Raw genomic sequence first — 20,485 nt, 5'->3', positions numbered from 1 at the left:
ACATCCGCACCAACGGATTTACGTTTACACAAACCTTACCGAACTTTTTCAGACGGCCGTCTGAAAACCCAAATAAAAGGACGACAAACCATGACCGTTATCAAACAGGAAGATTTCATCCGCAGCATCTGCGACGCTTTCCAATTCATCAGCTACTACCACCCGAAAGACTACATCGATGCGCTTTACGAGGCTTGGAAAAAAGAAGAAAACCCTGCCGCAAAAGACGCAATGGCGCAGATTCTGGTCAACAGCCGCATGTGTGCCGAGGGGCACCGCCCGATTTGCCAGGATACCGGCATTGCCACCGTATTTTTGAAAGTGGGGATGAATGTACAGTGGGACGCGGAAATGAGCGTTCAGGAGATGGTAAACGAGGGCGTGCGCCGTGCCTATACTTGGGAAGGCAATACCCTGCGCGCGTCGGTATTGGCCGATCCTGCGGGCAAGCGCACCAACACCAAAGACAATACGCCTGCCGTCGTCCATATGGAAATCGTTAAGGGCGACAAAGTCGAAGTTACCTGCGCGGCCAAAGGCGGCGGTTCGGAAAACAAATCCAAACTGGCGATGCTGAACCCGTCCGACAACATCGTCGACTGGGTGCTGAAAACCATTCCGACCATGGGTGCGGGCTGGTGTCCGCCGGGCATTTTGGGCATCGGTATCGGCGGTACGCCTGAAAAAGCGGTATTGATGGCGAAAGAAAGCCTGATGAGCCACATCGACATTCAGGATTTGCAGGCAAAAGCCGCTTCGGGCGCGGAACTTTCCACCACCGAAGCCCTGCGTTTGGAGCTGTTTGAAAAAGTGAACGCGCTCGGTATCGGCGCACAAGGCTTGGGCGGCCTGACCACCGTGTTGGACGTGAAAATCCTGGATTACCCGACCCATGCCGCGTCCAAACCGATTGCCATGATTCCGAACTGTGCGGCCACCCGCCACGTCGAATTCGAATTGGACGGTTCGGGTCCGGTAGAGCTGACTCCGCCGAGCGTGGAAGACTGGCCGGACATCACCTACAACCCCGACAACGGCAAACGCGTCGACGTGAACAACCTGACCAAAGAAGAAGTCGCCACTTGGAAAACCGGCGACGTACTGCTGCTCAATGGAAAAATCCTGACCGGCCGCGATGCCGCGCACAAACGCATGGTCGATATGCTGAACAAAGGCGAGCAACTGCCCGTTGATTTCACAGGCCGTCTGATTTACTACGTCGGCCCCGTCGATCCCGTCGGCGACGAAGTCGTCGGCCCGGCCGGTCCGACCACTGCTACCCGCATGGACAAATTCACCCGTCAAATGCTGGAACAAACCGGGCTGCTCGGCATGATCGGCAAATCCGAACGCGGCGCGGACACCTGCAAAGCGATTGCCGACAACAAGGCCGTTTACCTGATGGCCGTCGGCGGCGCGGCCTATCTGGTGGCCAAAGCCATCAAATCTTCGAAAGTGCTCGCTTTCTCCGAACTGGGCATGGAAGCGGTGTATGAATTCGAAGTCAAGGATATGCCCGTTACCGTTGCCGTCGACAGCAACGGCGAATCCATCCATGCCGTTGCGCCGAAGCAGTGGCAGGCCAAAATCGGGATTATTCCGGTAGATGCCTGATTGATGATTGCAAACCGCCGTTGTTTCCGATATGGAGCAGCGGCGGTTCGGTTTTTGGCAGTTGTGCAAACATAGTCTGAATCACAAGGCCGTCTGAAAGCATTTTTCAGACGGCCTGATACGGTTTTACCGTATTGCAGGAGGAAATGTCGGTATTGGAAAAAGGCCGTCTGAAAAAGTGTCGTGCTGCTGTAAAATAAACGTCGGATTGCGTATTTCTACGCTTGAAATCCGAGCCGCCAGCCCAACTTAAGGCCGCATCCGATTGTATATTGTGAAAACGAAGAGACGAATCATGACAACAGAAAAACAGTTCGAGGAATTCAGCATGCTGCCCACGCTGCCGCTGCGCGACGTGGTGGTGTATCCGCACATGGTGCTGCCGCTGTTTGTCGGCCGCCCCAAATCGATTGCCGCGCTGGATGCGGCAATGGCGCGGGACGAGCCGGTCTTCCTGCTGGCGCAGCGCGACCCGAACACGGAAGAACCCGGTGTGGAAGACTTGCACAAAGTGGGTACGGTCGCACAGGTTCTGCAGGTGCTGAAACTGCCCGACGGTACGGTCAAAGTGTTGGTAGAAGGCATCCGCCGCGCGCGCGTTTTGGATGTGAGCGATGCGGGCGAACTGTTTTTGGCGCATGTCGAAGCGGTACACGACGAAGACGAAAAAAATCCCGACATGGAGGCCTTGCGCCGTACGCTGCTGTCGCAGTTCGAGCAGTATGCCAAGCTCAATAAAAAAATCCCCGCCGAAGTGGTTTCCACCATCGGCGGTATTGACGAATACAGCCGTTTGGTCGATACCGTGGCCGCACATCTGCAACTGAAACTGGAGCAGCGGCAGGATATTCTGGAGGCGGTCAGCATCGTCGAGCGAACGGAATACCTGCTCGGCCAGCTCGAGGCCGAACTCGACATCATGCAGGTGGAAAAACGCATCCGCGGCCGCGTGAAGCGCCAGATGGAAAAATCGCAGCGCGAGTATTACCTGAACGAACAGGTCAAAGCCATCCAAAGGGAGCTGGGCGAAGAAGACGACCGCAGCGAGATGGAAGCACTCGAGAAGCAGATTAAAGAAGCGGGCATGACCAAAGAGGCCGAAGAAAAATGCCTGTCGGAATTCAAAAAGCTGAAGATGATGCCGCCGATGTCGGCAGAATCGACCGTGGTGCGCAACTACATCGATACGCTGCTGGAACTGCCGTGGAAGAAAAAATCACGTGTCAGCAAAGATTTGGCGAAAGCCGATTTGGTGCTGAACGCCGATCACTACGGTTTGGAAAAAGTGAAAGAGCGCATTCTCGAATACCTTGCCGTGCAGAAACGCATGGACAAAATCAAAGGCCCGATTCTGTGTCTCGTCGGCCCGCCTGGGGTGGGTAAAACTTCATTGGGCGAATCGATTGCCAAAGCCACCGGCCGCAAATACGTGCGCATGGCTTTGGGCGGTGTGCGCGACGAAAGCGAAATCCGCGGCCACCGCCGTACCTACATCGGTTCGATGCCGGGCAAAATCCTACAAAACATGGCCAAAGCCGGCGTGAAAAACCCGCTGTTCCTACTGGATGAAATCGACAAATTGGGCAGCGATTTCCGCGGCGACCCTGCCAGCGCGCTGCTCGAGGTGCTCGATCCCGAACAGAACAACAAATTCGCCGACCATTACGCAGAAGTTGATTACGATTTGAGCGACGTGATGTTCATCGCCACGTCCAACAGTCTCAACATTCCGCCCGCACTGCTCGACCGCATGGAGATTATCCGTCTTTCCGGTTACACCGAAGACGAAAAAATCAACATCGCCATGCAGTATCTCGTGCCCAAAGAAATGAAGCGCAACGGCGTGAAAGAGGGCGAACTGCTTGTCGACGAAAGCGCCGTGCGCGGCATCATCCGCTACTACACCCGCGAAGCGGGCGTGCGTTCGCTCGACCGGGAAATCGCCAAAATCTGCCGCAAAGTCGTGATGCAGATTACGTTGGACGAAGACAAAAAAGCCTCTGCCAAAGGCAAAGGCCGTCTGAAAGCCAAACAGGTGAAGGTGGATGGCGACAACCTGCATGAATACTTGGGCGTGCGCCGTTTCGACTACGGTGTGGCGGAAAGCGAAAACCGTATCGGCCAGGTAACCGGATTGGCATGGACGGAAGTCGGCGGCGAGCTGCTGACCGTCGAAGCCGTTGCCCTTCCCGGCAAAGGCACCATCCAGTGCACGGGCCAGCTCGGCGACGTGATGAAAGAGTCCGTATCCGCCGCTTGGAGTGTCGTGCGCTCGCGTGCAGCCGCAGTCGGCCTGCCCAACGACTTTTACGAGAAAAAAGACATCCATGTCCATGTTCCCGAAGGTGCAACGCCCAAAGACGGCCCCAGCGCGGGCATCGCGATGACGCTGGCGATGGTGTCCGCCTTTACCGGTATTCCCGTGCGTGCCGACGTAGCCATGACAGGGGAAATCACTCTACGCGGCGAAGTGCTTGCCATCGGCGGTTTGAAAGAAAAACTGCTGGCGGCATTGCGCGGCGGCATCAAGCACGTTTTGATACCGAAAGACAATGTGAAAGATTTGGAAGAAATTCCCGACAACGTGAAAGAAGGGCTGACCATCCATCCCGTCAAATGGATAGACGAAGTGCTCGCCATCGGTCTCGAGCGCCAGCCCGAACCGTGGAAAGACACTGCGGCCGAGCCGGTATTGGCCGAAGCCAAGCCGAAAACCCGCAGCAAGGCGACCAAGCATTAAAGCTGTTGCATGCAGCCCTTCTAAAACGCCGCCGTTCAGGAACAGCGGCGTTTTTCCGATTTTCACGGCAAACCGTTGTGGAACCGTGTTTCAGACGGCCTCTTAACGCCATACATCTGCTTGAGTTTAAATTTTGCAAATGTGTTGTAAATATCGCGTGATTTGGCGCAAAAGCCCGAAAACTCTGCAATCCGGCGTTTTTTCGCTTGACACGGCATTTTGCGGCTTGTTATAAAGTCGGTAATGTGCAAAGCACGCAAAACGCCTGATTTTCGGGCATCTTAACATCCACTCAAACAATAGGAAGGGACTGATTGTGAACAAGTCTGAACTGATCGAAGCGATTGCTCAAGAAGCAGGTATCTCCAAAGCCGCCGCTCAAAAAGCACTGGACGGTATGACCAACGCCGTAACCGCCGCTCTGAAAAAAGGCGATACCGTTACTTTGGTAGGTTTCGGTACATTCTATGTAGGCGAGCGCGCCGAGCGTCAAGGCCGCAACCCCAAAACCGGCGAACCCCTGAAAATCAAAGCCGCCAAAACCCCGAAATTCCGCGCAGGCAAGGCTCTGAAAGACGCGCTGTAATCAATTCTGTTGCGTCCCGATGCAACTTGCAAAGCCAAACCGGACAAACAGGTTTGGCTTTTGTGTTTTCAGCCGGTCTTTCTATTAGCCGTGTATCGAGGTAAAGATTTTGCATTGAAAACTTTTCAGACGGCCTTGGCGTGTGCAATGTAGTGCATCATTGCTGGAATCTGTTAGAACGGCTGGAGCATGGCAGATAAGCTTATTTGCCGCTATGGTTAGTAGTGTATTTCCGGTAAGTTTTTCAATACAGTATGTAAAAATTCTGGGTTAGGCAGATTCGGTTGTTCATTGGGAAATCGCGTTTAATCCGTTTTTGCAGAAATTGCGTTGAACAGGTATTGGCCGTGAAGCGGTAAAACGCCAAGGCCGTCTGAAAAAGAACATTTGTATGACCCCGATTTTAGAAATCCAATCTCTGAATGCCGCGTTTCCATCGAAACAGGTGCTGCACGACATCAACCTTACCGTGCGGCACGGGCGCAAGCTCGCGCTGGTGGGCGAGAGCGGCAGCGGCAAAACGGTGCTGGCGCAGGGTGTGATGCGGCTGAACCCTGCGGTATCGTTTACAGGCCGTCTGAATTTTTGCGGCGAAAACCTGCTCGATAAAACCCCGCGCGGTTTGCAGAAACTGCGCGGACGCGAAATCGGCATGGTGTTCCAAGAGCCGATGACGGCGCTGAACCCCGTGATGCGCGTGGGCAAACAGATTGCCGAAGTGCTGACGCTGCATCTGGGTTTGAACGCAAAACAGGCATGGGCGCGGGCGGTGGAGCTGCTGGCCGAAACGGGCATACGCGACCCTGCCGAAAAAGCGGCGGCCTATCCTTTCCAGCTTTCGGGCGGGCAGCGGCAGCGGGCGATGATTGCGATGGCGGTGGCGGCTGAACCGAAACTGCTGATTGCCGACGAGCCGACCACGGCTCTGGATGTGGCGGTGCAGGCGCAGATTTTGGATTTACTTTCGCGTTTGCAGGCGGAAAAAAACATGACGCTGCTCTACATTACCCACGATTTGAATTTGGTGCGCCGTTTTGCCGACGATGTGGCGGTGATGCGCCACGGGCGGATTGTGGAGCAGGGCGCGGCGGCGGAAGTATTCGCCCGCCCGCAGCACGAATACACCCGAATGCTGATTGACGCGGGCGCGGCAAGAAACGTGCGGCCGTTGCCGCAAAACGCGGCAACCGTGCTGGAAGCGGCCGGCATCCGCGTAGCCGTTTCCGAAAAGGCCGGCTGGTTTAAAAAGCGCGAAAAAACCTTGCTGCAACCCTTGTCTTTCGATTTGAAGTCGGGCGAAACGCTGGGCATCATCGGCGAGAGCGGCAGCGGCAAAACCACGCTGGCCAAGGCAGTGATGAAGCTGATTGCGGCGGAAGGCCGTCTGAAAATCGACGGACAGGAATGGAACAGCGGTTTGCGTAAAAACGTGCAGATGGTGTTTCAAGACCCGTTCGGCGCGTTCAACCCGCGCATGAACGTGTTCGACATCGTGTCCGAAGCCTTGCGCGTCCACCGACCGCAGATGCCGCGGAATGAGATGGAAATGCAGGTGAAGCAAGTGCTGCAACAAGTCGGTCTGCCCGACGACATTCTCGGCCGTTATCCGCACGAATTTTCAGGCGGCCAACGGCAGCGGCTGGCGATTGCCCGCGCCCTGATCGTGCGCCCGAAAGTATTGGTACTGGACGAGCCGACCAGCGCGCTGGATGTGCAGTGGCAGCAGCAGATTTTGGAACTGTTGGCGGGTTTGCAACAGCGGCACAATCTGAGCCTGGTGATTATCAGCCATGATTTGGCCGTTATCCGCGCTCTGTCGCACCGTGTGATGGTGTTGAAAGACGGGCAGGTGGTTGAGCAGGGTGGCTTTGAGCGGGTGTTTGAAAATCCCGAAGCCGACTATACGAAAAAGCTATTGCAGCACTCGGCCACTTGAAATTTGTCCCGACAGCCCCTATCCTGAAGCCGTTACACGATTTTTCATTCACACAAGGAAAGAGACCATGAGCAGCAACTTAATCGTACACGCCACCGATGCCAGCTTCGAGCAAGACGTTTTGAAATCAGAAGTGCCGGTATTGTTGGACTTCTGGGCACCGTGGTGCGGCCCCTGCAAAATGATCGCCCCCGTTCTCGACGACATCGCCGCCGAGATGGAAGGCAAAGTGAAAGTAGTAAAAATCAACGTTGATGACGAACAGCAGACTGCGGCTCAATTCGGTATACGGAGTATCCCGACGCTGATGGTGTTCAAAAACGGTCAGCAAGTTGCTGCTCATTCCGGAGCGCTGGCCAAAGGCCAACTGACCGCATTTATTGAAGCATCGATTGCATAAAGCCGCGTAAAGCATTCGGGCAACAAACAAGGCCGTCTGAAAACTTTTCAGACGGCCTTCGGTTTGGCGGAAACAGCCGTTCAGTGTTTGGCCAATACATTCAGAATATAGCGCAAATCGTTGGCACCGATTTGGCCGGGCGCGGAGACTTTGCGCGCGGCGCCGAAAGTCATGGCCGAACCGAAATGTTCTCCGGCAAGACGGCTGATGATGCCCATTTCGCCCATCGACATGGTAACAATCGGCTGTCTGGCCGTTTGGTAAACGGTCTGCGTGGCATCGAGCAGGGTCAGGACGTCGGCGGGGGTTTGCGGCATCACGGCGATTTTGCAGATGTCGCCGCCCCATTCTTCCATCTGCCGCAAACGGCCGACGATTTCTTCTTTCGGCGGCGTTTTTTCGAAATCGTGGTTGCACAAAATCGCCAATACGCCTTTTTCTTTGGCATGAGCCACAGTTTCTTTGACTTTTTCTTCGCCCGCAAACAGCTCGATGTCGATTAAGTCGGCCATGCCCGAATCGATGGCTCGGTTGAGCAGCTCGAAATAATATTCGTCGGAACAGGGAAACGAGCCGCCTTCTTCCGCTCGGCGGAATGTAAACAGCAGCGGTTTGTAGGGCAGGGCGTTGCGGACGTTGGCCAGCTCCGCCATCACATAGTCGGCATCGCCGGCCTGTTTGAGGAAGTCCACGCGGAATTCGACGAAATCGCAGCTCAGGTCGCGGATTTCGGCCAACGCCTTTTTCAAGGCTTCCGATGTCTCCGCCACCAGCGGGACGGTAACTTTCGGGCTGCCCGCATTGAGGGTAACGCTTTTCACGGTAACCAGTTTCTTCATATATGCTCCTTTGTGTTGTTTGAACCGTTCGGTTTGCGCGCCGACTACACGGCACAACAGAACGGCCATTCTCTGATAATTGCACCGCGGCTGCAAGCGCATCGGGGCCGTCTGAAAACTATTTGGTCTTTTGGGGCTTTTTCTGCGGAAATTTCGTTTCCAGCCATTCGAGCGCGGTTTTCGCGGCCAGTTGTTCCGCCGTTTTGCGGCTGCTGCCTTCGGCGGTGGAAACGAAGCCCAGTTCGCCCAAGTCGCAGGAAACGGTAAAGTGGCTGTTGCTGCCTTCGCCGCTCTGGTTTTCGATGCGGTATTTCGGCAGGGCGAAACGGTGTGCCTGAAGGGTTTCCTGCAATACGGTTTTGTTGTCTTTGCCCTGATTTTTGAAATCGACGTTTCTGATGCGTTCGGCAAACAGCCGGCGGACAACCTGCTCCGCTTCGGCAAAACCGCTGTCGAAGTTCACGGCGGCAAACAGGGCTTCAACCGCGTCGGCCAATATCGAAGGCCGTCTGAAACCGCCGCTTTTGAGTTCGCCCTGCCCGAGATACAGGCCGTCGCCCATATTCATGGTCAGGGCGATTTCGGCCAAAACGCCTTCGTTGACCAGGTTGGCGCGCAGGCGGGAAAGTTCGCCTTCGCTCAGCTTCGGAAAAGCGTCGAACAGCATACGGGCGACGCTGTAATTGAGGATGGCATCGCCTACGAACTCAAACCGTTCATTATTTTGCGCGGAATGGCTGCGGTGCGTCAGCGCCTGATGCAGCAGCGCGGTATCGCGGAAGGTGTAGCCCAGTTGCCGTTCGATAAAGCGGTGGGCGTTTTGCTTGACAGGATCGGTTTTCATAAAATCTTTCCAAAACAGCCCGAATCCGTTTCGGCACTTCGTTGCGGGAAAATGGCGAAACAGTTTGAGGTTGGGCGAGGGTTGAACGGAATCCGTATGCAGGCAATACGGCATGTCTGCGGTTTTTAAAGGCCGTCTGAAAAGATTGCGCCATGTTTTCAGACGGCCTTTTGTGTTGGCCGGTTGGATAGCGGTTGACGGCCTGAAGCTCGTATATTCTACAAGCTGCCGTCATTCCCGCGCAGGCGGGAATCCATCCGTGCATTTCAGCAGCTTTTTGGGTTTGACGGTTTTCTCACTTCAAAAACGAGGTTCCGCCTACGAGGGGGAAGCGTAGCGCATGCGCTGCTTGTACAGGCCGTCTGAACCGGTTTTCAGACGGCCTGTATTGTATCTTAATCACGGTGCCGCGGGCGAATCGGACGGACTGTTTTCCTGCCGACAGCCGCCGGCGGATGTGCTAAAATCCGCAGGATTTCCAAATCCTGCAACCTGATTATGAACACATTCGCCCAAGCCCTGTCCGCCGCGCTCGAGCTGGCCGTGGCCGCAAAAACCGTTGCCGAAAACGGCGAACCGGTCGGCTTTCTCTACCGCGAAGCACCGGTATTCGAGCACGACAGCGGCTGGCGTTTTTTCAGCGGCGGCGAAAGCGACGAATACGCCGCCGATCCTGCCAATTTTACCGTCGTGCCCGTGGCCGACATCGTCAAGGCCAATCCCGAAACCGCACCGCTGATGCAGGAAGCCGAAGGTGCGTGGGAAATCGGCGAAGACGGCGTATTCCGTGCGGTTGCAGACTGGCAGCCGCAGGAGTAACGGGCAGGATTTGCCCCATTCATCTTTTTCAGACGGCCTTCGGTTTGTCCGAAGGCCGCCGTTCCGAAACATTTCCGAAAGTCCCAGTATGAACATCATCGAACCCGACCTCAACGGCCGCCAACTGCGCATCGGCATCGTGCAGGCGCGTTTTACCAACGAAATCGGCAGCGAAATGCTGAAAGTCTGCACCGAAACCCTGCTCGGCTTGGGCGTGGCCGACGACGATATTACCGTCGCCACCGTACCCGGCGCGCTGGAAGTGCCGATTGCGCTGATGAATCTGGCTTCGTCCGAACAATTCGATGCGCTGATTGCCATCGGCGTGGTTATCCGCGGCGAAACCTACCATTTCGAGCTGGTGGCCAACGAGTCGGGCGCGGGTGTTACCCGTGTCGGCCTGGATTACAACATCCCGATTGCGAACGCCATCCTGACCACCGAAAACGATGAGCAGGCCGTCGCCCGCATTCAGGAAAAAGCTGCGGATGCCGCCAAGGTCGCCGTCGAATGCGCCAATTTGGTCAACCGTTTGCTGGCCGATCAGTTTGAAGACGAAGAAGAACACGAAGACTGATCCGGGCTGTCTGAAAACACCCGCCCCTGTCTGACAACAGCGAAAGGCCGTCTGAAAAACCTTTCAGACGGCCTCATCCGCCCTGATACTCGATGAATGCCGGCTCTGTCCGCCTACTTTATTTTCCGAAAAGGAATCCGCATGAAACCTTCCCGCCGCCGTATTTCGCGCGAACTGGCCGTACAGGCGCTGTACCAGTCGGCCATCAACCAAACATCCGCGCCCGAAACCGCGCAGAACATCCGCGAGCTGCCCGAATTTGCCCGTGCCGACGAAGCCCTGTTTACCGCGCTCTTTTTCGGCGCACACGCCAACAGAAGCGATTACATGCAGCACATCCGTCCGCTGCTCGACCGTGACGAAAACGATTTAAGCCCTATCGAGCGCGCCGTTTTGCTGATGGCCTGCCACGAGCTCGCCGCCATGCCGGAAACGCCGTATCCGGTGGTGATTAACGAAGCCATCGAAGTAACGAAAACCTTCGGCGGCACCGACGGCCACAAATTCGTCAACGGCATTCTCGACCGATTGGCCGCCGAACTGCGTCCCAACGATCCCAAACGGGGATGATCCGGATTGGAAAACTGCTGCGCAAAGGCCGTCTGAAACCGTTTCAGGCGGCCTTTGCGCTTTGTTTGATTTAAGTCGGAAAACGGATATTGCGGCAGGCCGTCTGAAAGGCGTATATTGATTGAATATTCAGACGGCCTTATGGAAAAGGAGACAACGATGAAACCTGAAATCAGAATAATGGCGGTGTGTGCGGCATTTGCTTTGGCAGGATGCGGTTTCGTGCGCGGCGGAGACGAGCAGTTACGCAACCAATTGGCGGAAGCGCAGACGGCGGTGAAGCTGTCGGCCGAAAACACCAAGCGTTTGGAAGATACCTATTCCGACATTTATTTCGAACTCAACAGCCTGACGGTGGAAAATTTCAAAGCAAAAGTGGCGGCGGGCGATACGTTTTATGCCTATATCGGCCGGCCGAGCTGTTCCGACTGCAATTCTTTCGAGCCGCTGTTCAAGCGTTATATCGCACAGCGCAAACTGGGCGGTAAAATCTATTTCGTCAACGTACACCGCCTGCATCAGGACAAACCGGCTTGGGAACAATTCAAGCGGCAATACGGCTTGAGCGGTACGCCCGTATTGGCGAAATATTCGCGCGGGCGGCAGGCCAACAGCTTGGATTTCGAGAAAAACGGCGGCATTGCCGCTGCGGATTTGGAAAAGTGGTTGCAATCGAACGGAATGTAATGATGTGTAATTTGATTGTGTGTTGATTTCTTTGTGGAAAAAACCATTTAAGGCCGTCTGAAAAGTTTCAGGCGGCCTGTTTGTTCCGGTATATCCCCGAAAAGCATTACGGTTCGGCTTGAAGTTGAGCGTATTACTATGTTAATGATATTGCCAATCATTTGAATGACAAATGAAATTTTATTAGACGCTGCAATCGAAAATATCTTACAATCTGTTACAACCATAAAAAATATGGGTCGCAAACTGGTTTTCCGGCCCGATGCAAATATTCTCCAAACCACAAAAATCAAGGGCCGTCTGAAACGGTCTGTACAGGAACACAACCATGAACGTAACCAGACGGCAGTTCTTCAAAGTAACCGCCGCAGGCGCAGGCGCGACCGGTATGGCCGTGATGGGCATGATGCCCGCCAATGCGTTTGCGGAAGTGCGTCAATACAAACTCTCCCGCGCCACCGAAACCCGCAACAACTGTACTTACTGTTCGGTAGGCTGCGGTACGCTGCTCTACAGTATGGGCGACGGTGCGAAAAACGCGAAAAAAGTGATTTTCCACATCGAAGGCGACCCCGACCATCCCGTCAGCCGCGGTTCGTTGTGCCCGAAAGGTGCGTCGCTGCTGGATTTCGTACACAGCCCCAACCGTGTGCTGTTTCCCGAAGTGCGCGAACCGTTTACCAACGAATGGAAGCGCATCTCTTGGCATGATGCTTTACAGCGCATCGCCCGCCTTATCAAAGAAGACCGCGATAAAAACCTGATTGTGAACAACGGCGAAGGTGTGCCGGTACACCGGCTGCCGACGTTGGGCATGCTTACGGCTTCCGCATCTTCCAATGAAACCGGCATCCTGACCCAAAAATGGATGCGTTCGCTCGGCATCGTTGCCACCGATGCGCAGGCACGCGTGTGCCACGGCCCGACCGTATCCGCTTTGGCTTCTACGTTCGGACGGGGAGCGATGACCAATACCTTTATGGACATCCAGCATGCGGATTTCATCATGGTGATGGGCGGCAATGCCGCAGAAGCGCATCCTGTCGGTTTTAAATGGGTTATTGAAGCAAAAAAGAAAAAGGGTACGAAACTGTTTGTGGTTGACCCGCGTTTCAACCGTACTGCGGCCGTGGCGGATTTTTATGCGCCCATCCGTTCGGGTTCGGACATTGCGTTTTTAGGTGCATTGATTAACTGGTTGATTGAAAACAATAAAATTCAATGGGAATACGTTAAAGCCTACACAAATGCCAGCTTTATCGTTGCCGACGGTTTCGATTTTAATGAAGGTTTGTTTTCCGGTGCCGCCGAATTCCAGGCTCAGGAAGCCAAACAGGGCGAACGCCAGCCTGAAGTGGGCAGCCGTACCGGTAACCGTGTCAATTATTATGATAACGAAACCTGGTTCTACGAGCTGGATGCAAACGGGTATGCCAAAACCGACCCGACTCTGCAAGATCCGCGCTGCGTGTTCCAAATGCTGAAAAAACATTATTCACGCTATACGCTCGATATGATGACCACCATCTGCGGAACCAGTAAGGAAGATTTCCTGAAAGTGGCCGAAGCATGGGGCGAAACGGCCGCACCCGACAAAGCGGGTACGATTCTCTACGCATTGGGTTGGACGCAGCATACTACCGGCAGCCAGATTATCCGTACCATGGCGATGGTGCAGCTTTTGTTGGGCAACATCGGCATGTCGGGCGGCGGAGTAAATGCTTTGCGCGGACACTCCAATATTCAGGGCTTGTCCGACTTGGGACTGCTTTCTACCGCTTTGCCCGGTTATTTGAGCCTGCCCAACGAGACCAAACATCCGACTTTCGACGATTACATCAAGTTGCAGACGCCGAAACCCTTGCAGCCCAACCAGTTGAATTATTGGGGCAATACGCCTGCGTTTATGGTGAGCTTCCTGAAATGGATGTACGGCGACAATGCCACCAAAGAAAACAACTGGGGTTACGACTGGCTGCCGAAATGGGACAAGATGTACGATATTTTGCAGCTTACCGAATTGATGTGGCAGGGAAAAGTCAACGGTTTGTTGGTACAGGGTTTTAACGCGCAAGGTTCGTTTCCCGATGCACACCGCGTTACCGAAGCGTTTTCCAAATTGAAATTTATGGTGGTAATGGATCCCATCAAAACCGAAACCGCATCGTTTTGGGAAAACCACGGTGAAGCGCACAATTACGATCCGTCCAAAATCGGTACCACCGTATTCCGTCTGCCGACACCGTGTTTTGCGGAAGAGGCCGGTTCGATTGTGAACTCTTCGCGGTGGCTACAATGGCACCATCCCGGAGCGGAACCGCCGGGAGAGGCTCTGCCCGATTTGGACATTTTGGGCGAACTGCATCTGCTTTTAAAAGACATGTATCTGAAAGAGGGCGGTACTGCACCCGAGCCGATTACCAAATTGTCGTGGAAATACAAAAAACCGCACGCGCCCACGCCTGAAGAAATGGCAAAAGAATCCAACGGTTATGCGTTAGCAGACATCAAGGATTCAGACGGCGTGGTGATCCGTAAGAAAGGCGAACTGCTGGACGGTTTCCACCAACTTCGCGACGACGGAAGCACCGAGTGTGCCACATGGATTTTTTCCGGTTCATGGACGCAGGCCGGCAATCAGATGGACAGACGCGACAATACCGATTCGGGTTTGGGCAATACGCCGAAATGGGCTTGGGCATGGCCGGCCAACCGCCGTATCCTCTATAACCGCGCTTCATGTGCGCCGGACGGCACTCCGTGGAATAAAGACCGTGCGCTGATTCAATGGAACGGTGAAAAATGGACGGGTGCCGATGTGCCCGATTTCAAAGCCGATGCTGCACCCGATTCGGGGATGAACCCGTTCATCATGAACGAAGAGGGGGTAGGCCGTCTGTTCTGCCAACGCAAACTGGTGGACGGCCCTTTCCCTGAGCACTACGAACCGACAGAGTCGCCCATCGGTACGAACCCGCTGCATCCGAAAGTGGTGTATGCACCCGCGCGGCGTTTGTTCGATACAGTCAAAGACCGTATGGGTACGCATGAAGAATTTCCTTATGTAGGCACTACTTACCGCTTGACCGAGCATTTCCAGTTTTGGACGAAGTCGGTCAAACTCCTGATGATTGCCCAACCGGAACAGTTTGTGGAAATCAGCGAAGAGTTGGCCAAAGAAAAAGGCATCGCAAAAGGAGATTGGGTGAAAGTCAGCTCCAAACGCGCCTATATCAAAGCCAAAGCGGTAGTAACCAAGCGTGTGAAACCACTGAAAATCAACGGTAAAACCGTACACCAGATCGGTATTCCGCTGCACGGCGGATGGGAAAACGTATCGGGGCAGAAGCAGTTTATCGTGAATACGCTGACGCCGTTTATCGGCGACTGCAATACACAAACGCCCGAATACAAAACCTTTTTGGTCAACATTGAAAAAGCATAAGGAGCGGACGACATGGCACTGCAATCCCTAGACATCAAACGCCGCTCCGCCACATCGGACATTACGCCGCCCCCGGGTGTGCGTCAGCCAATTGAGATGGCGAAGCTCATCGACGTAACCACCTGTATCGGCTGCAAAGCCTGTCAGGTGGCCTGTTCGGAGTGGAACGACATCCGTGACGAAATCGGCGAAAACCACGGTGTATACGACAATCCGATTGACTTGACGGCTGATTCTTGGACAGTCATGCGTTTTGCCGAAACCGAAGAAAACGGCAAGCTCGAATGGTTGATTCGAAAAGACGGCTGTATGCACTGTTCCGATCCTGGCTGTTTGAAGGCCTGTCCGTCTCCCGGTGCGATTATTCAATACCATAACGGTATCGTTGATTTTCATCAGGAAAACTGTATCGGTTGCGGTTACTGCATTGCGGGTTGTCCGTTCAATATTCCGCGTATCAGTAAAAAAGACAACAAAGCATATAAATGTACGTTGTGTTCCGACCGTGTGGCGGTCGGACAAGAGCCTGCCTGCGTAAAAACCTGCCCGACCGGTGCCATCCAGTTCGGCAGCAAGGAAGATATGAAAGGTGTTGCAAAAGAACGTATTAAAGATTTGAACAACCGCGGTTATAAAAATGCCGGACTGTATGATCCTGAAGGCGTAGGGGGAACGCATGTGATGTATGTGCTGCATCATGCCGACAAGCCCGCCCTGTATAAAGGTTTGCCGGAAAACCCGCATATCAGCACCACCGTCAAACTATGGAAAGGCATACTCAAACCGTTGGCAACATTCGGTATTGCCGCCGCTGCCGTTACCGGTTGGCTGCACTATATTACCGTCGGTCCCAGTCGTGCGGAAGAATCTCCCGAAGTAATCGGTAAAGACGGTAAAACCTTGAATGGCGAGGAGGATGCGTAAAATGTCTAAAGAATCCAAAGAAAAACTGATTCAGCGTTATAAACGCGGCGAAAGGATTAACCACTGGGTGGTGGCTTTGTGTTTCGTATTGCTGGCCGTATCCGGTTTGGCTTTTTTCTATCCTGCTTTTTTCTGGCTGACGGGTATTTTCGGTACGCCGCAGCTGGCGCGGATACTGCATCCGTTTATCGGTGTCGTGATGTTTGTCGGTTTTTTCATCCAGTTTTTCCGCTACTGGAAATACAATTTCTTGGATAAGGAAGACATCAAGTGGATGAAATCGGTTAAAACCGTGCTCAAAGGGCATGAAGTCGGTGATGTCGGCAAATATAACGGCGGTCAGAAAGGAATGTTTTGGCTGATGACCGGCTGTATGGTTGTGTTACTGGTTACCGGCTTGATTTCTTGGCGTGCGTATTTTGCCGAATACTTTCCGATTCCCGTCATTCGTTTGGCTCTGTTGTTCCATGCTTGGGCGGCATTGGTACTGATTGCGGGCATTATCGTTCATGTTTACGCCGCTTTATGGGTAAAAGGTACGATTCGGGCAATGGTCGAAGGTGTAGTAACTCAGGCTTGGGCGAAAAAGCATCACCCGCGCTGGTATCGTGAGATGATGGAAAAAAACCGGGCACACAGTGAAAAAGACTGAGGCGGTATTTGTGAAAAATCGATAAACGGAATGGAATGGCCGTCTGAAATTTTCAGACGGCCTGTTTTATTTTTATGACATAATTCAAATAAGTTGAAATATTTATAAGTTATTGTATTTAAAATAAAATATTAAATTTCTTGAATTTGCGCGGTAGCTTGCATATTTTATTTTGATAAATTTTGTTATTTAAAATGGATTGATGTTTACATAAAAAAACAATATTGATATTATTTTGTCATGAGTGATTATCTGATGGAGAAAAAATCATCATTGAAATATCCAGAGGCTGATGCCGGTTGTTACGAGCGGAAAGCCATACAGAATAAACCATCATTTCAACTATGGAATAAAAAATGACAGAGAAATTTATGCAGAAAACAAACGGAACTGTGGCCGCAACATCGGCTGTGTTGCCTTTGCAAAAAGCCGAAACCGCGGAAATCCGCCCCGTTGGCACGGATGCCGCAAAAAAAAGCGATGCCGATATTTTTGAAAACGCCCGCTATTTAGAAAAAATGTTCCGTTCGGGAACGGGTGCGGTTGTAGAAAAAAGCGTCTCGGCTGCGGCAACGACAACTGTCGATATTCCGGCTGCCGCTCAGTCCGCCGCTAAGTCCTATACAGTTTACAACCATCCTGTGTACGGAAAATTCATTGATGCCCGTGAATTCGGTACCGATACAACGGGTAAAGTGGACAATCTGCCTGCCATCCAAAAAGCATTGGCGGTGGCGCATGAAGAAAATGCAGCCGTTTATCTGAGCGGCAAACTGTATATTTCCGACCAAATCGTATTGGACGGCAGCAATTCGGGCGTTACCGGCATTTTCGGCGACGGAATGGGCAAAACGGTTATTTCGTTCGATAAAGCGCAGACAGGTGTGTTCAATTCGAATACCAATCAGGACGACGTGCGCAAGTTTGCCGGCATTCTGATTGACGGCCAAAACGGTAAAACCGTTGCCGAATTGTCGGTTAAATATACCAATCCCGATTTTTACCGAAAAGGTCAAAGCTATTTCGGTAAGGTCAACGGCATCATGGTCAATGACTCGGACAACACTTTAATCAGCAAAGTGGAAGTGTCTGGAGCAAACCGTGCGGGCGTATTTTTTTCGTCGACCGAAGCATTGGCCAAAGACCCCAACGGCAAAGGCAAAACTTATATGGCACGCGTCATTCAAGGTGAAATTGACGAACATTACGGCCAACTGCCTTCGGGAGAGAACAACCGTATTGAAAACAGCCATCTCCACCACAACCGTGTAGCGGGCGCATTGGTTGCTTTTCAGGAGAATTTTGTTGCGGAAGGCAACACCTTCGCTTGGAACGGACATAAGGCCGACGGCGGTACGGGTTACGGCATTGCCACAATGGCGGGCAGCTACAACTACGGCGTGCGTTTTGCAGGAAACACCACCGACCACAACTACCGCAAAGGTTTGGACGTGCACGACGGCAATGATATTGTGATTGAAAACAACGTGTCCAACGGCGACCGCTTGTATGGCATCGCGGTGTATAACCGCCAGTTCAGCATGGACAACGTAAAAATTGTCAACAATACCGTGGTTCAGGATGCCAAATTCCGTTTATCCGTCGATGACGATGCAGGGGCCAAAGTAAATTACCACGGCTACTCGGGCATTCAGATACAGACCAATACCATGTTTCGCGATTTGAACAGCAAAAACAAAGGCGTATATGAAATCAGCGGTAATACCGTCCAAGGACTGGATACCTATAAAAACGCCATCCAAACCTACGGTATCGAATTCCGCAACCACGAGCGTAAAATCGACTATACCCTTGATATTAAAGACAACATCATTGAGGGTAAGTCCACCCAGTATCTGATGGCCGTTATCAATGACACCAAAAACACCGCAACCGGCAAAGCAGGCCCCGGTTCGGGCGACATCAACATTATCGGTAATACCGCCCGCGTTGAAAAAGTAACTTCTTTGCCGATTTACATCGAAGAGAAAAACGCGGCGGAGAAAGCACGCGGCAGCATCAATATTGCCGACAACGACATTACCGTCAGCAAAGCGTCAAACGGCTGGGTGGAAGGTGTGTATATCAGGAGCAATGCCGGAGATGTCGCCATTACCGATAACGATATTGCCCTGCACGGTAAAATCGACAAAGGCGTGTTGAGCGTCAATGCTGTCGGCAAACAAACCGCGATGGGCGTTGAAGTGAGCGGCAATACCATTATGACCGATCAAACCGTTCATGCCAAAAACTGGCTGGTTGCCGCCAAAGCCGAACTTTCGGCCTTTGACAACAGTTATAACGGCAAAGCCGTTGCCGACGTCGGCATTAAGCCTGCCGCTGCAGCCCTGCCTGTTCATGAACTGGCGGCCAAACTCGATTTGGGTGCCGTCAGCATCAATAAAAACCTGCCTTCGGAAAACGAAAGCGGCGTGATTGCCAAAACCGGCAGTGCATTGGAACGCTTTACCGTTGAAAAAGGCGGCAGCCAAACGGCAGCAGGCGGTTTGTTTGCGCCGAAAGAAATCGGTTTGTCCGGTATTTTGGGGACGGAAGAACCGCAGGCCGGTTCGGTAAAAAATCTTGAAGTGTCCAACTATTCCGTAAGTAAAGTTGACGACAATTGGCAAATTGACGCAAGTATTCAAATTATTTAACTCGCGCGGTCTGCCGATTTTAAGGCCGTCTGAAAATGTTTTCAGACGGCCTCTTTTTATTTGGCTTGTGTTTCAATCAACAGGTATGGGTAACGGAAGCGTTTTTAATTCCCGTGTAAGTTTTCACAGGTTGGGGAACCGGCGGATACTCGGATGTACCGTGCAGATACGGAAGGTGTGTTCCGTATTGTTCTGTAATAATCCTACAGTTGAGCTGCATCAACAGAGGCCGTCTGAAAACCGCTTACAATCTTTTCCGATATCAACCAAAACACAACAGCGGCTTACTATGAGCGATTTGTATCCGTATGAAATTTTAAAGGCCACCGTGGAAAAAGGTGTGGCAAAGGCCAACGGCGGAACCCTGCATTTGGGCATTCTGGGGTTTCTCGGCGGCGCATTTATTTCGCTGGGGTATTTGGCCTATATCCGCGTGGTGGGCGGAATGCCGCACGAATGGGGCAGTTTGGCGGTGCTTTTGGGGGCGGCGGTGTTTCCGATCGGGCTGATATGTATCCTGCTCGGCGGCGGGGAGCTGATTACCAGCAATATGATGGTGTTGCCCGTGGCGGTGATGATGAAAAAGGTGGGGTGGAAACAGTGGATGAGAAACTGGCTGGCCGTTACCCTTGCCAATGTGATCGGTGCGTTTGCGGTGGCTTGGTTTTTCGGCCACTATCTCGGTTTGACCGAAGGCGATTATCTGCACAAAACCATTGCAACGGCGGAGGCGAAGGTGGCCGCCGACTTCGGTCGCGCATTGGTATCGGGCATCGGCTGCAACTGGATGGTATCGATGGGCGCGTGGTTGTGTTACGGTGCGCACGGTTATCCGGGTAAAATTCTCGGCATCTGGTTTCCCGTGATGATTTTCGTATTAATCGGCTTCCAGCACGTTGTCGCCAATATGTTTGTGATACCCGCTGCCATTTGGGGCGGGGCGGACATCACTTGGATGCAGTTTCTGCACAACATGGTTGCCGTATATTTGGGCAACGTTATCGGCGGAGCGGTTTTTGTGGGCGTGCTGTACACGCTGGCTTACCGCAGTCAGGCGGAGCGTTCGGACAACCACAGCTAAGCGGTTTCGGCGGGAAAATTGTAACAGAGATAGACCGTTGTTCCGCTGTCATCATCCTCACTTAAGTGGGCATTTGGATTGAGCTGTAAGCTGTGTTTGGGTATTGCTTTGACG

The 20,485-nt window shown here is 52.9% G+C and carries 16 protein-coding genes; 14 read left to right on the top strand and 2 right to left on the bottom strand.

What is annotated here, in order from left to right; translation table 11 throughout:
- The first annotated feature begins 90 nt into the window (after positions 1 to 90).
- The 5 genes from ACEYDX_RS05565 (at position 91) to trxA (ending at position 7,276) form a co-directional block, all read left to right on the top strand.
- The gene (locus ACEYDX_RS05565) at positions 91 to 1,614 is read left to right on the top strand and encodes a fumarate hydratase (protein ID WP_373741037.1); all 1,524 of its coding nucleotides are present in this window, start codon (positions 91 to 93) and stop codon (positions 1,612 to 1,614) included.
- Between the two features lie 295 nt (positions 1,615 to 1,909).
- Entirely contained in the window at positions 1,910 to 4,354 is a 2,445-nt protein-coding gene (gene lon / locus ACEYDX_RS05560) for an endopeptidase La (RefSeq protein ID WP_373741036.1), read from the top strand.
- Between the two features lie 316 nt (positions 4,355 to 4,670).
- Positions 4,671 to 4,940: an HU family DNA-binding protein gene (locus ACEYDX_RS05555; RefSeq protein WP_373741035.1), complete on the top strand. Its 270-nt coding sequence runs from the start codon at positions 4,671 to 4,673 to the stop codon at positions 4,938 to 4,940.
- Positions 4,941 to 5,331: 391 nt separating this feature from the next.
- Complete coding sequence (locus tag ACEYDX_RS05550) at positions 5,332 to 6,876, top strand: ABC transporter ATP-binding protein (RefSeq protein WP_373741034.1); 1,545 nt, start codon at positions 5,332 to 5,334, stop codon at positions 6,874 to 6,876.
- A 67-nt stretch (positions 6,877 to 6,943) separates the two neighbouring features.
- Positions 6,944 to 7,276, top strand: a complete 333-nt coding sequence (gene trxA, locus ACEYDX_RS05545) for a thioredoxin TrxA (protein ID WP_373741033.1) — start codon at positions 6,944 to 6,946, stop codon at positions 7,274 to 7,276.
- An 80-nt stretch (positions 7,277 to 7,356) separates the two neighbouring features.
- On the opposite strand, the gene aroD is transcribed toward trxA, so the two are convergent.
- Together aroD and rnc are read right to left on the bottom strand one after the other, a co-directional pair.
- Positions 7,357 to 8,115 carry a type I 3-dehydroquinate dehydratase gene (gene aroD, locus ACEYDX_RS05540; protein WP_373741032.1) on the bottom strand — a complete coding sequence of 253 codons (759 nt, stop codon included), beginning with the start codon at positions 8,113 to 8,115 and terminating at the stop codon, positions 7,357 to 7,359.
- A gap of 118 nt (positions 8,116 to 8,233) precedes the next feature.
- Positions 8,234 to 8,959 carry a ribonuclease III gene (rnc, locus tag ACEYDX_RS05535; RefSeq protein WP_373741031.1) on the bottom strand — a complete coding sequence of 242 codons (726 nt, stop codon included), beginning with the start codon at positions 8,957 to 8,959 and terminating at the stop codon, positions 8,234 to 8,236.
- 498 nt (positions 8,960 to 9,457) lie between these two features.
- On the opposite strand from rnc, the gene ACEYDX_RS05530 reads away from it, so the two are divergent.
- From ACEYDX_RS05530 to ACEYDX_RS05490, 9 genes are all read left to right on the top strand, one after another.
- Positions 9,458 to 9,778 carry a DUF2185 domain-containing protein gene (locus ACEYDX_RS05530; RefSeq protein WP_373741030.1) on the top strand — a complete coding sequence of 107 codons (321 nt, stop codon included), beginning with the start codon at positions 9,458 to 9,460 and terminating at the stop codon, positions 9,776 to 9,778.
- 88 nt (positions 9,779 to 9,866) lie between these two features.
- On the top strand, positions 9,867 to 10,355 hold the full coding sequence (gene ribH / locus ACEYDX_RS05525; protein WP_373741029.1) for a 6,7-dimethyl-8-ribityllumazine synthase: 489 nt from the start codon (positions 9,867 to 9,869) through the stop codon (positions 10,353 to 10,355).
- A gap of 141 nt (positions 10,356 to 10,496) precedes the next feature.
- A complete protein-coding gene (gene nusB, locus ACEYDX_RS05520; RefSeq protein WP_373741028.1) occupies positions 10,497 to 10,925 on the top strand; it encodes a transcription antitermination factor NusB in 429 nt (142 codons plus the stop codon).
- Between the two features lie 180 nt (positions 10,926 to 11,105).
- Positions 11,106 to 11,612, top strand: a complete 507-nt coding sequence (locus tag ACEYDX_RS05515; protein ID WP_373741073.1) for a thioredoxin family protein — start codon at positions 11,106 to 11,108, stop codon at positions 11,610 to 11,612.
- A gap of 328 nt (positions 11,613 to 11,940) precedes the next feature.
- Complete coding sequence (gene fdnG, locus ACEYDX_RS05510; protein ID WP_373741027.1) at positions 11,941 to 15,057, top strand: formate dehydrogenase-N subunit alpha; 3,117 nt, start codon at positions 11,941 to 11,943, stop codon at positions 15,055 to 15,057.
- A gap of 12 nt (positions 15,058 to 15,069) precedes the next feature.
- The gene (fdxH, locus tag ACEYDX_RS05505) at positions 15,070 to 15,981 is read left to right on the top strand and encodes a formate dehydrogenase subunit beta (protein WP_373741026.1); all 912 of its coding nucleotides are present in this window, start codon (positions 15,070 to 15,072) and stop codon (positions 15,979 to 15,981) included.
- A gap of 1 nt (position 15,982) precedes the next feature.
- Positions 15,983 to 16,633, top strand: coding sequence for a formate dehydrogenase subunit gamma (locus ACEYDX_RS05500; RefSeq protein WP_373741025.1), 651 nt, complete (start codon positions 15,983 to 15,985; stop codon positions 16,631 to 16,633).
- Positions 16,634 to 17,004: 371 nt separating this feature from the next.
- Positions 17,005 to 19,290, top strand: coding sequence for a right-handed parallel beta-helix repeat-containing protein (locus ACEYDX_RS05495; protein ID WP_373741024.1), 2,286 nt, complete (start codon positions 17,005 to 17,007; stop codon positions 19,288 to 19,290).
- Positions 19,291 to 19,579: 289 nt separating this feature from the next.
- Positions 19,580 to 20,371: a formate/nitrite transporter family protein gene (locus tag ACEYDX_RS05490; protein WP_373741023.1), complete on the top strand. Its 792-nt coding sequence runs from the start codon at positions 19,580 to 19,582 to the stop codon at positions 20,369 to 20,371.
- Positions 20,372 to 20,485 lie beyond the last annotated feature (114 nt).

Source organism: Neisseria sp., assembly GCF_041804105.1.
In the GTDB taxonomy this organism is placed as follows: domain Bacteria; phylum Pseudomonadota; class Gammaproteobacteria; order Burkholderiales; family Neisseriaceae; genus Neisseria.
Note: the sequence above shows the minus strand (reverse complement) of the source record. Positions and strands in the feature narration are given on the sequence as shown.

Coding starts and splice junctions, on each gene's coding strand:
- ACEYDX_RS05500 (WP_373741025.1), top strand. CDS start 15,983: ATGTCTAAAGAATCCAAAGAAAAACTGATTCAGCGTTATAAACGCGGC.
- rnc (WP_373741031.1), bottom strand. CDS start 8,959: ATGAAAACCGATCCTGTCAAGCAAAACGCCCACCGCTTTATCGAACGG.
- ACEYDX_RS05550 (WP_373741034.1), top strand. CDS start 5,332: ATGACCCCGATTTTAGAAATCCAATCTCTGAATGCCGCGTTTCCATCG.
- ribH (WP_373741029.1), top strand. CDS start 9,867: ATGAACATCATCGAACCCGACCTCAACGGCCGCCAACTGCGCATCGGC.
- aroD (WP_373741032.1), bottom strand. CDS start 8,115: ATGAAGAAACTGGTTACCGTGAAAAGCGTTACCCTCAATGCGGGCAGC.
- trxA (WP_373741033.1), top strand. CDS start 6,944: ATGAGCAGCAACTTAATCGTACACGCCACCGATGCCAGCTTCGAGCAA.
- ACEYDX_RS05490 (WP_373741023.1), top strand. CDS start 19,580: ATGAGCGATTTGTATCCGTATGAAATTTTAAAGGCCACCGTGGAAAAA.
- fdnG (WP_373741027.1), top strand. CDS start 11,941: ATGAACGTAACCAGACGGCAGTTCTTCAAAGTAACCGCCGCAGGCGCA.
- ACEYDX_RS05565 (WP_373741037.1), top strand. CDS start 91: ATGACCGTTATCAAACAGGAAGATTTCATCCGCAGCATCTGCGACGCT.
- nusB (WP_373741028.1), top strand. CDS start 10,497: ATGAAACCTTCCCGCCGCCGTATTTCGCGCGAACTGGCCGTACAGGCG.
- ACEYDX_RS05495 (WP_373741024.1), top strand. CDS start 17,005: ATGCAGAAAACAAACGGAACTGTGGCCGCAACATCGGCTGTGTTGCCT.
- fdxH (WP_373741026.1), top strand. CDS start 15,070: ATGGCACTGCAATCCCTAGACATCAAACGCCGCTCCGCCACATCGGAC.
- ACEYDX_RS05515 (WP_373741073.1), top strand. CDS start 11,106: ATGGCGGTGTGTGCGGCATTTGCTTTGGCAGGATGCGGTTTCGTGCGC.
- lon (WP_373741036.1), top strand. CDS start 1,910: ATGACAACAGAAAAACAGTTCGAGGAATTCAGCATGCTGCCCACGCTG.
- ACEYDX_RS05530 (WP_373741030.1), top strand. CDS start 9,458: ATGAACACATTCGCCCAAGCCCTGTCCGCCGCGCTCGAGCTGGCCGTG.